The organism is Nostoc sp. (genome assembly GCF_036917465.1).
Lineage (GTDB): Bacteria > Cyanobacteriota > Cyanobacteriia > Cyanobacteriales > Nostocaceae > Nostoc.
Window position 1 is genome coordinate 72,422 of record NZ_JBALDL010000105.1, and the last position, 13,872, is coordinate 86,293.

The 13,872-nt window shown below is 43.1% G+C and carries 9 protein-coding genes; 3 read left to right on the forward strand and 6 right to left on the reverse strand.

Going from position 1 to position 13,872, the window contains the following annotated elements; all coding sequences use genetic code 11:
- Positions 1-3 precede the first annotated feature (3 nt).
- Entirely contained in the window at positions 4-1,122 is a 1,119-nt protein-coding gene (locus V7K38_RS28070) for a ferrochelatase (RefSeq protein ID WP_334862835.1), read from the reverse strand.
- Between the two features lie 460 nt (positions 1,123-1,582).
- Positions 1,583-1,780, reverse strand: a complete 198-nt coding sequence (locus tag V7K38_RS28075) for a DUF3137 domain-containing protein (protein WP_334862837.1) — start codon at positions 1,778-1,780, stop codon at positions 1,583-1,585.
- A gap of 264 nt (positions 1,781-2,044) precedes the next feature.
- Between V7K38_RS28075 and V7K38_RS28080 the strand changes: the two genes are divergently transcribed.
- From V7K38_RS28080 to ilvB, 3 genes are all read left to right on the forward strand, one after another.
- Positions 2,045-2,665 (forward strand): hypothetical protein, encoded by a 621-nt coding sequence (locus tag V7K38_RS28080; RefSeq protein ID WP_442940813.1) that lies wholly within the window; start codon positions 2,045-2,047, stop codon positions 2,663-2,665.
- Between the two features lie 170 nt (positions 2,666-2,835).
- A complete protein-coding gene (locus tag V7K38_RS28085; protein ID WP_334862841.1) occupies positions 2,836-4,098 on the forward strand; it encodes an MFS transporter in 1,263 nt (420 codons plus the stop codon).
- A 132-nt stretch (positions 4,099-4,230) separates the two neighbouring features.
- Positions 4,231-6,144, forward strand: coding sequence for a biosynthetic-type acetolactate synthase large subunit (gene ilvB, locus V7K38_RS28090; protein ID WP_334862843.1), 1,914 nt, complete (start codon positions 4,231-4,233; stop codon positions 6,142-6,144).
- A 339-nt stretch (positions 6,145-6,483) separates the two neighbouring features.
- Here the strand turns inward: ilvB and V7K38_RS28095 are convergent, their stop codons facing one another.
- The 4 genes from V7K38_RS28095 to V7K38_RS28110 all read right to left on the reverse strand — a co-directional run bounded on the left by V7K38_RS28095 (position 6,484) and on the right by V7K38_RS28110 (position 13,836).
- Complete coding sequence (locus V7K38_RS28095; protein ID WP_334862845.1) at positions 6,484-7,293, reverse strand: DUF928 domain-containing protein; 810 nt, start codon at positions 7,291-7,293, stop codon at positions 6,484-6,486.
- Positions 7,294-7,524: 231 nt separating this feature from the next.
- A complete protein-coding gene (locus tag V7K38_RS28100) occupies positions 7,525-9,861 on the reverse strand; it encodes a CHASE2 domain-containing protein (protein WP_334862847.1) in 2,337 nt (778 codons plus the stop codon).
- Positions 9,862-10,038: 177 nt separating this feature from the next.
- The gene (locus V7K38_RS28105; protein WP_334862849.1) at positions 10,039-11,007 is read right to left on the reverse strand and encodes a DUF1822 family protein; all 969 of its coding nucleotides are present in this window, start codon (positions 11,005-11,007) and stop codon (positions 10,039-10,041) included.
- 111 nt (positions 11,008-11,118) lie between these two features.
- Complete coding sequence (locus V7K38_RS28110) at positions 11,119-13,836, reverse strand: CHAT domain-containing protein (protein ID WP_334862851.1); 2,718 nt, start codon at positions 13,834-13,836, stop codon at positions 11,119-11,121.
- Between the last annotated feature and the right edge of the window lie 36 nt (positions 13,837-13,872).

Genomic DNA, 13,872 nt, shown 5'->3' on the forward strand with positions numbered 1-13,872 from the left:
AACTTAATGATGATGGTGGTGATGATGGCGATCGCCAGCGAGTTGGGGATTAACTGTCAAAGCTTGCTCTGACAATAACTCTGCAATATGAGCATTAGCCCATTGAGCCACCATGGCCAAAAATTCTGGGCGATCGTTAACGCAAGCCATTTGCACGTAGTTTGTACCAGGATGCTGTTTCTCTAAAGCATGGATGATATGGTGTACATCCAATAAAGTTTCGTGGTTTTCTGTGGCAAAGCCAATTGGCATAAAAATTACCACTTTTGCACCCAGTTGAATCAGGTTATTTGCCGCTTGTTCGGCGTTTGGCTGTGTCCAATCAATTAAGGGCGTGTCATGATTGAGCCAGCCTACCGAGATTAACGGATAACGATTTATCAACTTCTCCCGAACTAAATCGTACATTGCTTCACTTTCGGCAATCCCAGAAGTAAAGCCTTTCGCTTTATGGGGACAGCCATGATTCATTAACACAATACCGATTTGAGAAGGTAGATAAGCTGCGCCTAACTCAGCAATTTTTTCCTCAACCAGATGAGCCATCAAATCGATGTAAGCTGGTTCGTTGAAGAAAGAAGGAATGTAACGCTGTGCTTTAATCCAGTGTTCTTCACCATCAGCCAACTCAACCAGGGCATTGTTAACTTGCTCGATCGCAATCCCACTGGTAAAGATAGAATCAACAACCAGCAACGGGTAGATTAGCAGCTTCTCAAAGCCTTGGTTTTTAATTTCTGCTAAAACTTGATTGGGTAAGAAAGGGGCGCAAAAGTTAAAAGCTTTGAAAACTTGAACATTCTCACCCCATTTTTCTTGTAAATTCTTCTCTATCCCAGCCCGTTGCTTTTCAAAGATGGCATTGTGTGGGGAGATAAAATCGTGGTGTGTGTGTCCCCACTCATGGCGGTCAAATAGCGCCAAAAGCTTTGCTAGAGGCGGATAAATCCAGGTTGGTACTGGTGCGAATTTTGCTGTCAGTAGATTTAAAGCCTGTTCGTTATAGTTGGCGAAATCTTCGTAGCTTTCGACTTCGCCGTAGCCCATAAGCAGTACGGCTACACGGTCTTTACCTGATAATTGCTCGTGGGTGTGTTGTACTTTTTCCGGCGTGGCAACCACAATTAGTTCCTCAATATAACCAGAGTGCAGAGAAATATAAAGTTAGGGAATAGTTTTCACATTCTCCTTACTTGTAACATATTATCCCATCCAGGGGGATAGGAGAGGTGGGAAAATTCAAATAATACATCAAAAGTAAGACTTTCGTCGGGCATTAAGTATGGGAAATTGAATCAAAGGTACAATTTTGACCTCTCTCCTAAAAGGCTACGGTGCATATACAAGTCGAATTACCCATCTTAATCTCCCTTTCTAAGAGGGGAAACAGGAAATCTAGTTCCCTCGCCTTAAAAAGCTACAGTGTACACACAAGTCATCGAATTACCCAAAACAGAAGAAAAACCTCACACTGTCCTATCTTTAATCCCTCTCCTTAATAAGGAGAGGGACAGATTTTGCACAGCAAAATCAGGGTGAGGTATCTCCGAGGCTGCGTGATAAAGCTGCGTTTTCAGTGAAATTAATTTGATGCGGGTTTGTGCCAAATATGTCTATCAAGATTTAAGTCTTCAACAATTCCCAACATCAAGTTGAGAGTTTCAAAATATTCTCTTAAAGGCGCAAAGCTTAACACGCTTTTATATAGATTAGGTTCAAGTATATTATTTTCTACTGCTTCTTCAATGGCTATATATATCATGTCATCAACAAATAACAATAAAAATAATCATCTAAATAAGAAGAATAATCTAATACTATTTATAGCTGAGGTTAAGATTTTTTTGACATAGTATTCTTTCGGAAAAATATGTGAAGCAGCTATATTTTCTCAGTAAAAATAAGGCTATATTTATAGATAGCAATCCTGTCTGATTTGGTAAAAGTCGCGGTGTGCAGATCCCCGACTTCTTAAAGAAGTCGGGGATCTAAATTTTCAGGTACAAAGATTTATCTTCAAATGAGCAATTTTCAGAATAGAGAGATAAGTATAATTATTTGCCCTGGAATTCATAAGCCAGAATTAACAGAAAGCTTTAAAGTCGGATTATTAGATATGGTTGCTGATGGCGCGATCGCCTATGAGTCCGCAAATATACTGGTTTATCCGGGTAAAGATGTTTTAGTTTTATCAGCTTTGCATATTTTGCAGTTCTTGCGCGTTAGCGTAGCTCACCGCAGGTATCGCTTGAGCGACTCTCTAAAATCGCCAATTATATTTATTAGCTTTAGTGCTGGCGTAGTTGGAGCGATCGGGGCAGCACATTTGTGGCAACTCTTGGGTGGTTCTGTGAAAGCATTTATTGCTATAGATGGATGGGGAGTACCCCTACAGGGTAATTTCCCGATTCATCGGATGAGTCATGATTATTTTACTCATTGGAGTTCTAGTTTGCTGGGTAGTGGGCAGAATAACTTTTATGCACAACCAGCAGTCGATCATTTGTCGATGTGGCAATGTCTAACAAAAAGTCGCTCTGCATCTAAGCTCCAAACGGTACAAGGCTGGTGGGTAGATTCATTAATTGAAATTTCTCCACCCAAAGGTTATCTGACAGCTGCTGAGTTTTTGCTTATGCTGTTAAAGCGTTATGAAGCAAATTAGTCCGGACAATAGAATTATGAGTTAGGAGTTAGGAGTACAGACGCGATTAATCGCTTCTGTACAGGAGTTAGAAGTTAGGAGTCAGTATTCATCCTCCTCTCTGCCTAATACCCCATACCCCATACCCCATACCCAATGCCCCATCTACCCTAGTCACTGTAAAGTATCTAATGTTTCCAACTGAACCGGCTGCTGTTAATAAAGGGTTTGGCGCACTGCTAAAAAACCGTGCTTTTATGCTTCTGTGGCTTGGGCAATTGGTGTCCCAGTTAGCAGATAAAGTCTTTTTCGTTTTGATGATTGCTTTACTAGAGAACTACTCACCGCTTCCTGGGTTGGCACGAAACTCGATGTATTCAACCTTGATGCTGTCCTTTACAATACCAGCAATTTTGTTTGGTTCTGCTGGTGGTATCTTTGTTGATCGCTTGCCAAAAAAACTGATTATGGTTGGCTCAGATATTGTACGGGGAATCTTAACGCTGTGTCTTCCCTTGTTACCACGACAGTTTTTGATTCTGTTAATCTTAACTTTTGCCATCTCCACGGTGACGCAGTTTTTTGCACCAGCCGAGCAAGCAGCCATTCCCCTATTGGTGAAGCGAGAGAATTTGTTAGCAGCCAATGCGCTGTTTAGCAGCACAATGATGGGAGCTTTAATTGTTGGCTTTGCTATAGGAGAGCCGATTTTGAGCTTGGCAAAAAGCTTAATGGGAGCAGAATACGGTCAAGAGATTGTAGTTGGTGGATTATATATATTATCGGCTGTAATCATGCAACCGATTAAGTTTAAAGAACACAAACCCCAACAGGAACATCAAGCATCAAATCACCCTTGGACTGAATTCACCGAAAGCCTGCGCTATCTCAAGAAAAACCGTTTGATATTGAATGCCATGCTGCAACTGACAACCTTATATTGTGTGTTTGCAGCCTTAACGGTGCTGACAATTCAATTAGCCGAGGAGTTTGGTTTAAAAGAAAAACAGTTTGGCTTTTTCTTGGCAGCAGCAGGCGTGGGTATGGTATCTGGTGCAGCGATTTTAGGTCATTGGGGTGATAAATTAGATCAAAAACCCTTACCTTTAATTGGTTTTTTGATGATGGCAGTAGTTTTAGGGGTGTTCACTTTTACGCACAGCTTATTACTGGCCCTAGGACTCTGTGCATTTTTAGGTATAGGTGCTGCCCTAATTGGCGTACCTATGCAAACTTTAATTCAACAGCAAACACCACCTACCATGCACGGTAAAGTATTTGGCTTTCAAAATCATGCTGTTAACATCGCTCTGGCCTTACCCTTGGCGATTACTGGGCCATTAACTGATGCTCTGGGTCTACGAACTGTGCTTCTATCAATGAGTGTTGTTGTCGTAGTTGTTGGTGTTTGGGCTTGGCAAAATACCCGCAAAGTCTTGCAAGACGTACTTTAATTAATGTAGACTAATAATCTAGATTTATATTTAATATAAAAATTAATAAGATTTTGATTGAAGTTTTCAATTAAAATGAAATCTTGAATACAGAATTCAGCATTAACTTTAGCTATAGTCTGAGGTTTGACCGTGCGTTCACGAAGTGTCTCCGCAGGAGAATCGCTCTCCCAAATTAGTCTCCCACAAACTGAGAATTACAAAGAGTCTCGTATTTCTAGCCCGCCAGTCCTGCCCAAACGTGCATCTGGCGGTTTTGCTCTCCTTGACAGCCTTCATCGCCACGGCGTTGATTATATTTTTGGTTATCCTGGTGGAGCAATTCTACCAATTTACGACGACCTGTATAAGGTGGAAGCAACTGGTGCTATGAAGCACATTCTCGTGAGACACGAACAAGGCGCAGCCCACGCCGCAGATGGTTACGCCCGTGCAACTGGAAAAGTAGGAGTATGCTTTGGCACTTCTGGCCCAGGAGCTACTAACTTGGTGACAGGGATCGCCACCGCCTACATGGATTCAATTCCGATGATTGTGGTTACGGGGCAAGTAGCACGGCCGTCTATTGGTACAGATGCGTTTCAGGAAACCGATATTTACGGAATTACGTTACCCATCGTCAAGCACTCTTATGTAGTGCGTGACCCCAAAGATATGGCACGAATTGTCGCTGAAGCCTTCCACATCGCAAGCAGTGGGCGACCGGGGCCTGTTTTGATTGATGTCCCCAAGGATGTCGCTTTAGAAGAATTTGACTATGTACCTGTAAAACCAGGTTCAGCAAAATTACGCGGTTATCGTCCCACCGTTAAGGGAAATCCCCGACAAATCAACGCCGCCATTCAGTTAATTACTGAAAGTCGCCGTCCTTTACTGTATGTCGGTGGTGGCGCGATCGCAGCTAGTGCCCACGAAGAAATCAAAGAACTCGCGGAATTATTCGATATCCCTGTCACCACAACCTTAATGGGGATCGGTGCATTTGACGAACATCATCCCCTAGCTTTGGGAATGTTGGGGATGCACGGCACAGCTTACGCCAACTTTGCCGTTAGTGATTGTGACTTGTTAATTTGCGTCGGCGCGAGATTTGACGATCGCGTTACAGGCAAGTTAGACGAATTCGCCTCCCGCGCCAAAGTAATTCACATCGACATCGATCCGGCAGAAGTCGGCAAAAACCGCATTCCCGAAGTGCCTATCGTCGGTGATGTGCGGAACGTGTTAGTAGACTTGTTGCGTCGCTGCAAAGAAACAGGCGTTAAGGCTACACCAAATCAAAACCAAGAGTGGTTAAATCTTGTTAACCGTTGGCGCGATGAGTATCCTCTAATAGTGCCGCACCATCCCGACAGCATTTCACCCCAAGAAGTGATGGTAGAAGTCAGTAGCCAAGCACCTCAAGCTTTCTACACCACAGATGTGGGACAACATCAAATGTGGGCAGCACAATTTCTCAAGAATGGCCCAAGGCGCTGGATTTCTAGCGCTGGTTTGGGAACGATGGGTTTTGGCTTACCTGCGGCAATGGGCGCGAAAGTGGCGTTTCCTGATGAAGAAGTCATTTGTATTAGCGGTGATGCTAGTTTCCAAATGTGTTTGCAGGAATTGGGAACGCTTGCACAGTATGGGATAGATGTCAAGACAATAATTATCAATAACGGCTGGCAAGGAATGGTGCGCCAATGGCAGCAAGCCTTTTATGGTGAGCGTTACTCATGCTCGAACATGGAAGTAGGGATGCCAGATGTAGAGTTATTGGCAAAAGCTTATGGCATTAAAGGTATGGTAATCAGCGATCGCAGTCAATTAAAAAATGCGATCGCTGAAATGCTGGCACACAAAGGCGCGGTGATCTTAAATGTCCACGTCACCAGAGACGAAAACTGCTATCCAATGGTAGTTCCTGGTAAGAGCAATGCTCAAATGGTCGGCTTGCAGAAGCGATCGCCGAAAGCGGCAGCAGAGCCAGTGTATTGTAGCAATTGCAATGCCAAAAATGCTCCTAACCACAACTTCTGCGCTGAGTGTGGAACAAAGTTGTAACGCTTTTTGATAATTCTGGCCAGAGAGGCAGGGGAGCAGGGCTAATCAACAGCAACTAAAAAGCTAACAATTACTCACTTTTCCTAACTTCCTTTGATAATCCGCGACTTGAGGTTTGCTCATAATAAGCCTCAAGGGCTTCAAATTTAACTCCAGGAATCTTATCGCTATAAATAGTTTCTAGGACTATCCCTTTCAAGATGACTCTTAAAATCTCTGCGTTCTCTGTGCCTCTGCGGTTTAGCAATTTTTCTAACCACAGAGGCGCAGAGGACACAGAGAAAAGAGGAATATATTGTCCAAGAATTTTACCCACCTTCAAAGGGTAAGTCCTAGTTTCTAAGGTTGCTCCAAGAAAATCGGTTCTGCGGCAATATCATCTAAGTGGATGCTGCCTAACAAATTTTTCCACTCTGTTTGCAGTGCTGCATCTTTAGGATTTTTCTGGCGCAGTTGAGCTAGTATTGTCAATGCTTCGTACCATATCCCGTTTTGGGCATAAATAGCATAGCGCTTTAGAAGTTCTGTTGTTTGTAGCTCTTTGACTACGGCGGGACTGAGTTGGACTCTTTGGATTACTCCTTCGACGAAAGTTGGGGGAGAATTTTTTTCCCGATCGGAGCTAATGGTGAAAAACCAGCGATATTGTTTGTCTAATGCCAAGCCGGGAGCAGTTGTAGGCAAAGACACACGGATCACTCCTGGTTTATCTGGTAGAGCGATCGCTTTTTGGTAAATCTCGTTAGAGTCTTGATCTTGCAATACAAATTCAACTCCATAGCGCGAATCTTTGGTATATGGCACATAAAAAAACCAACTTGGGTGTTCTAGTGTTGTCTGTCCCCAGACATTAATCACTGAGTTAGATTCCTGTGTAAAAGGCACTAAAGCAGTCAGGTCATGTTTAGTAGGTGGAAAACCCCCGCGCTTCGCTCCACCACGAGGGCGACCCCCAGGAGGAGGCCCAGGTGGAATTGCAGGTTGATTAAAGGTTTTGGCTTGAGCGAGGGTCGTTTTAGCATTAGAGCGATGCCTAATTGAAAAATCAAGAGTTGGTTTTGCCACTACTGAAGTCAGGCTAACTAGTAAACTGGTACAGCTAAAAGCTACTACTAAAAACAGTTTTATTAATTGTGAATTTGACTTCATAAAAACTTTCCTTTAAGTATGCAAACCTTGTAAATTTATCTGCTGGATACAATACGGTTTGGTTAAGATCCCCCCGCCTACGGCGACCCCCTTTTTAAGGGGGTAAAAGAGGGTTATAAGCCCCCCTTTTTAAGGGGGGTTGGGGGGATCTTCGAGGTATAAAAACGTTAACCGAACCGTATTGCTGCTGGATATTAAAAAATTTAATCAAAAAAATCTTTCCCCAATTCCCTATTTCCCACTTTCCACCCGCACTTTTGTTTCTGAATTATAAATTGACATCAGGCTAACGGTGGCTACCAGCGACAAAATCGATGGTACAAATGGCACCCAAGCACCCGAAATTAACAAACCAAAGCAGAATATATATAGAACACTAGAGGTAATACTGACTGCCAATGCCAACCAGGGGAAAGAAAGCTTTCGCCAAGCCAAAACTCCACCTACCAAAGACCAGCCCCAAATCCACGCCACCTCAGCCCACAGCGACCAAACGCGCAGCAACGGCCGCCCATCCTGCACAGCGCTGAGGATTTGGCTGATCATCTGGGCTTGTACTAACACTCCTGGCATTTGCTCATCTAAAGGAGCGCCAAAAGGTGTAGGCCAGGTGTCTGGAGAATCTCCCTTTGCTGTCACACCAATCAAAACAATCTTGTCTTTGATCGCACTGGGGTTAATTGGACTAGCTAAAAATTGGGTTAGTTTCACCTGTTGGGCTATCTGTTTTGGAGAACGGTAGTTAAGTAAGATTTGACCGCCATTAGCATCAATATCTTGATAGCCGCCAGTCCGAGACTTCAGATTCGGAAAAATAGTCTTACCTAGTTGCAAATTCCCTTCAGGGGTGAACTTTGGTTGAATTCCTGAAGGTTGCAGATAGACAGAGGCCAGTTTTAGACTGAATGCAAGGCGGGCAGGACACAACGATGTAGGCTCTTGGTTCATGAATAGAAGATGCCGACGGATAACTCCATCAGGATCGTGAATAAAGTCACTGAATCCCAGATTTGTATCGAGGATTTCTGGTGGCGGCTTAATACCTGTGATATTTTTTGTGCTATCACTTCCTTTACATACGCCAATCAAGTTTTGAGTGTGTTGAAGACGAGTAATTAAATCTGGTTGTTTGGCTGGAAAATCACGGTAAATATCCAAGCCGATCGCACGGGGTTGATATTGATTCAGTTTTACTAGGAGTTTATTGAGAGATTTTTCGGAAATAGAAGCTCCAATCAAGGACTCATTATTTTGTCTTTGAATTGCCAGATCGTCATCGTCAATTGTGATTACCAACAGACGTGAATCTAGTCCTTCCGCAGGGCGCGATCGCATCATCCGATCAAAGACAGGAATTTCTAAACTTTCCAGCAATCCTACCCATCTCACTCCACAAACTAAGACTGTAATTGCTAAACTGGATAACAAAGTTTTTGCTAATCTGCGTTTGGTAGACAAAGTTAAATTCGTTTTATCTTCAGTTTTTGTTGTAGACCTTAATTCCTCCCAAGTGGGTGGTATCTGTGCTGGATTTTGGCAAATTATTGGTAGCCAAGTTGCACAGGGAAATCGATCCTCAAGTCCTTGCAATCGTTCCCGTGCTTGGCGTACCGCTTGATATAAAGACTCACCCCCAGCAAAACCTTCGAGAAAATACTTTAAGAATTCCTTTGCAACCTGATCTGGGACAGGTTCACGCATGATGATCATTTGAGGAATTTGTAAATCAGCCAATTCTCGCGCTAATCCCAATCCATCACAGGAGTTGAATATAGCTAGTTGCAAGCCGTTTTCAATGGCTTTCCTCAGAGCGTATTTTAATTCGCCAATGGTGAGACTATCAGTTTTATTCAGGTAAATTCGTCCACATTCTCCATTTTGGTTACTGGAACTGTGTCCAGCAAAAAAGAGAATATCCCAATTTTTTCCCCAAAGATGCTCGGTTAATTCTTTGCGTTGTGGTTCTACCAGAAAGCTCACTTCTGCGTTTTTACACTGTCGGAGTAAAGCTTTATCGGCCTCGGTGTCAATTCCTTGACTATTGCCCACAATTGCCAAAATATTGACTAATGGATTTTTTGTGCGTGGCTTGTGAATGCGATCGTAGGAAGGTGAAGAAAGGGCAATTTCAGTCTTGGGGTAGCGTTCTAACAACTCCCACAAATGCCAGGGTAATAGCTGCAATTGGCTGTTTTCTGTTTGTAAAATTACTCGTACTTCTTCTGCGGACGACAATCTTTCTAACCATTTTTCCCTCAAAGGGCGAAACTCTTCTGCTCGTAACCAGGTATTAAAGCGGGCCCGTAAGATATAGGAAGTGTTTTCGCAGTCTTGAACCATTGATACATTTGTCACCTGCATTTTGTCAGCATGGAGACGATAACGATTGCCTATCTGCCGATAACTAGACTGCCAATGACTGTAATAGAGAGGCATTTCGGGAAATGAAGGTAGTCTTCCTGTAATTTCTGTTGCAGCCCGCTCGTGTTCTTCACCAATTTGGAGGGTGACAGCAAATCCTTGCTCAAAACTACCCTCTCCGAATTTCAGAACCACTAACTTACCCATGAGCCTCACTATCTCCCTGTGCAAAATCATGCCCTGTTCTAATGTCTCATAATCAAACTCCACAAGCTTTTACAGACTTTTCTCAAAATCCCCAAAAGCCGGCTTGAATTTTTAATTTTTAATTGACCAATTAGCACTTAGTAAATTACCGACGAAGAGAGAAGATCGCTAGATGTTTCAAATCCGAAAATGCTCAGTAATACTAGTATCATTAATGGCCACTCTAACGCCAAATTGCTCTGTAGGTTCACCGCGAAACTGCAACTGAATGTAGTTGTCTGATTTTCTCGATTGAGCGTCTAGAAATACTGCTCCCGAACTATCTAGAACAATCAGATGAACTCCGGGCGGTAAATAGATTTGATTTCCCGTAGCGTGCAATTGCAGATGAATACTGGTTTGTTGATCCTTTTCTCGGCTGATTTCCACAATCAACATGACGGGTTGGTTAAGAATTTGGATACCCAAATCAATTAGTTTTGCGCGTTTAGTAATTGATTCTGGTCGATTGAGGAGATTAAGTTCCAGAGTTTCAGTATTGCGAAAGGCATAAGCTGGTCTTAGTTCTGGCAAGTTCCACAAGGATTCAACACTTTGCCAACCTGTCTCAAATATACCAGCAAACCACTGACTTAAATTCACGAGTGAACTAACTGGGGATTGACGTAGTTGATCTAGGTGGTCGATAAAGGCTTCCAATGGTTGCAGTTGTTTTAAGGGTAGTGTTTCAGTTGTCACACTAGGAATAAAACCAAGCAGCCTCGCTTCTTGGAGCAATTCATCAAATTGAACAACTAAATAACCCACCCGTTCTTCCCAGGTTTCTGGAGGAATGGAACATATCTGCTGATGTTGATGGACGGGGCGACACTCTAGGCGACCAACTGAGGGTACTTCTAAGTCAGCGATATTTCCACAGAGACGCATGATGGGATTCCAGCTGTCACTAGCCTGGAGGTTAGTAGGAATATCCATCATTTCTAAATAGTCATTCACTACCCATACAGCTAGCGTATTCAGCCGAACTTGCTCTCCTTTTTCCGAATTTGGCTGTTGGTTAGCAAATTCCTGGGCAGTTCTACGAGCTAATTGGGAAATCGGCAATTTTAAGGCGAAATCGTCTAGCTGATAGGTGTCGTTACTCATAAGTCAGTTTTCAATGATCAATGCTGCTATGTACATATCATCTGCATTCACTAAATTTATGCCACAAAATTGGGAATTGGGAATTGGGAATTGGGAATCGGAATTTCCAAATTACAGCCAGTTGCCAATCAACACATAGGCAGACCAAAAGCTTGGTGCTTTATAGTTAGGATGTTTCAAAAGTTGTAGCTGGGCACGGTGGACAGCTTCGGCTTTGCTGATTTTGCCACTCTTGAGTTCTCGATAGAAGGCACTAACAAACATTGCTGTTGATTCATCATCAATCTGCCACAGGGAAGCTATGGTACTGCGTGCGCCAGCTCGTACAGCTGCTCCTGCTAAACCGAGTGCTGCACGGCTATCTCCTGTTGCTGTCTGGCAAGCACTCAAAACTAATAGCTCTACAATGGTTTTACTTTTGCTGCGGAAGAGAGTATCAAAATCTTTGACGTTAATTTGACCATCAAAATCCAAAATAAAAGTGTCTTCAAGGCGAGAACTAAACTGGCCGTGAGTTGCTAAATGCACTATGTTGAATGAAGCACCACTAATTTGACTCTCTAAATTCTTTTTCTTAAAATCTCCATCTAGTAAACTAGTTGTCGAGACTCCTGCTTTGGTAATTCCGTCAAATTCAGATTTGATTGCAAGCAACGGTGCAAACTTGGAAAAACCTGGTGGTGGCTGAGTCAGTCCTGCGGTTAGCGCTCTTAGCTGCTGTTGAACGAGGGGTTTAGGGTTGAGGAGTTGCAGACCTACGCTCAGAGCAATTGCATATTTCTCTACCAAGTATTGTTTACCATCATAGAGGGCTGCCATTGGTAAGTTGCGTAAGGGGCCATCCAGGACGAATACTAGGGTATCTACCCCACTTTTTTGCAATTTTGACTCAATGGGTTGAAGCAGCCAGTTGTAAACTTGATGCGCCTGTTTTTGGACGGTTTTCGTAGCGGTGGGGTTGACCAGATTTTTTCGGAGGTCTACTAAGAGTTCTTCTACTGCTTTGTGGGAAATAGTAGTAGTGTAACTTTCTAGGGGGTGTTTGGGAATTTTGACTATTACCTGGAGTTCGTTTTGAAGAATAATTGGATAAAGGATGGCAGCAGTGGGATTATCTTTGTCTACTATTTGATCGAGGGCTACTTTCTGACCTTGTAAGCAAGCTTCCTGAAAAAAGTCGTTCAATTCTGCTAGTTGGAGTGCTTCAATCCTCTGGCGTGCTTTCTCCAAGATTTTTTGGTCTGATTTTCCTTCTTGGGATTTCAGCAATAACTCTACTGACTCGCGGTAGATGGGTTCTACGCTGTCCCGGAAGTTGAATTGCAGATCCTGGTTTACTACATCTTTATTGACTACTAAATCTCTGCGGAGAGACTGGAGAGTATCCACAGCAGCATCATACGCTGCGATCGCACCATTAATATCTTTTTGTACCCGCAGCAATCTACCTAACTGCCACTCCAAGGCGTAGGTAATTTCTGGTGCATTGCTGCTCTGTGCCAGAGCTAACCCTTTCTGGGTAAGCTCTTGCGCCTCTGACCATTGTCCAGTTTTTTCATATAAGCTGCCTAAACTCTTTAGTGCGTAGGCTTCTGCCCGCTTGTCACCCAAACTGCGAGATTTCTGGATGGCGCTGGCGAGTAATGCAGCTGAGTCATGAATGCCACTTTTAAAGTAATAACTATTACTTGATGCTTGTAATACTCCACTCTTGACTCTTGTCATACTTTGTGAATAGTTGACTAGAGCGTAAATACTTGCACGACTAGGGGGGAGTTGGTTGAGTTGTGATTCAATCAACGGCAAAAGAGTTTGAAGCTTTGCCCATTGTTGATCTTCAATGAGTAGGCTCAGGAGATTGAGTTGCGCTTGAACTTTTATTAAGGGTGAGGGAGATGCTGCAATAGTTTGTTCATAATAGGCGATCGCTGTTGCTTTATTTTTTTGTTGACGGGCATGATTCCCCAGACTGAAGAGACTGGCGGTAATATCAGCGCTTGATTGCAGATTTCGAGCAATTATCAGACTTTCTTCTAGTGCTTGATGTGACTTTTCCAAATCGCCTACTACTAAAAGGGCATCACCAAGCGATCGCAAACTCACTGTCTTTTCTCTAGAGTCTGGTTGAGATTTTAATGTTTGACTTACCTGAGTGAGTGTTTTGATAGCGCGGGGATAAAATCCTTGGGTTCGCCACGCCTGTGCTTGATTGATTAGCGATCGCACCACGCCGCTTTGATTATCTACTTGCCTGTAAATTTCTTCTGTGTGCTGCCAAGTTGTTAAAGCATCCTCAGCATTTCCCATTCTCAGTTGAAGACGACCTTGAATATCTAGTGCTTGAGCAAATATTTGGAGATTTTGGTTTTTATCTTGTGCTTTGAGTAAATTCAAGCTCTCTGTAATTGCCTGCTGTGCCTGATTCCATGCACCGAGTTGCTGATAAGCTAGAGAAAGATTAGTCAGTGTTGCTGCCAGTGAAAGGCTTTCTCCATCCTGTCTATATGCTTGGACAGCCTGTTCTAATACTTCTACCGCCTTGGCAAAGTTTCCCGTATCGTATAGAATTTTCCCTTGCTCTAGTAGTGAGGTAGGATCGGTGACTATAGCCAGCGATGTCTGACTGTTAATTGTTAATTTAAATGAGGGATTAATTGAGTTAGGAACCTTTGCCAGTACGGGTGAACCAAGGATGCATAGCAAAGCCATCAGGAAGTACAAAGGCAAACGTAAAAAGTGAGCCAGCTTATTCTTCTCCCAAAGTCCAGGCTGCCTTTGCCTTTTAGCTTTTACAGAATTCGCGCCAAAAATCCTAGTTGATTTAGTCATAAGTATGACAAGAGGTAAATGATAACCAGGAACGTA

Excerpts from the sequence above, each read along its gene's own strand:
- V7K38_RS28085 (WP_334862841.1), top strand. The coding sequence starts at position 2,836 with ATGTTTCCAACTGAACCGGCTGCTGTTAATAAAGGGTTTGGCGCACTG.
- V7K38_RS28110 (WP_334862851.1), bottom strand. The coding sequence starts at position 13,836 with ATGACTAAATCAACTAGGATTTTTGGCGCGAATTCTGTAAAAGCTAAA.
- V7K38_RS28105 (WP_334862849.1), bottom strand. The coding sequence starts at position 11,007 with ATGAGTAACGACACCTATCAGCTAGACGATTTCGCCTTAAAATTGCCG.
- V7K38_RS28095 (WP_334862845.1), bottom strand. The coding sequence starts at position 7,293 with ATGAAGTCAAATTCACAATTAATAAAACTGTTTTTAGTAGTAGCTTTT.
- V7K38_RS28100 (WP_334862847.1), bottom strand. The coding sequence starts at position 9,861 with ATGGGTAAGTTAGTGGTTCTGAAATTCGGAGAGGGTAGTTTTGAGCAA.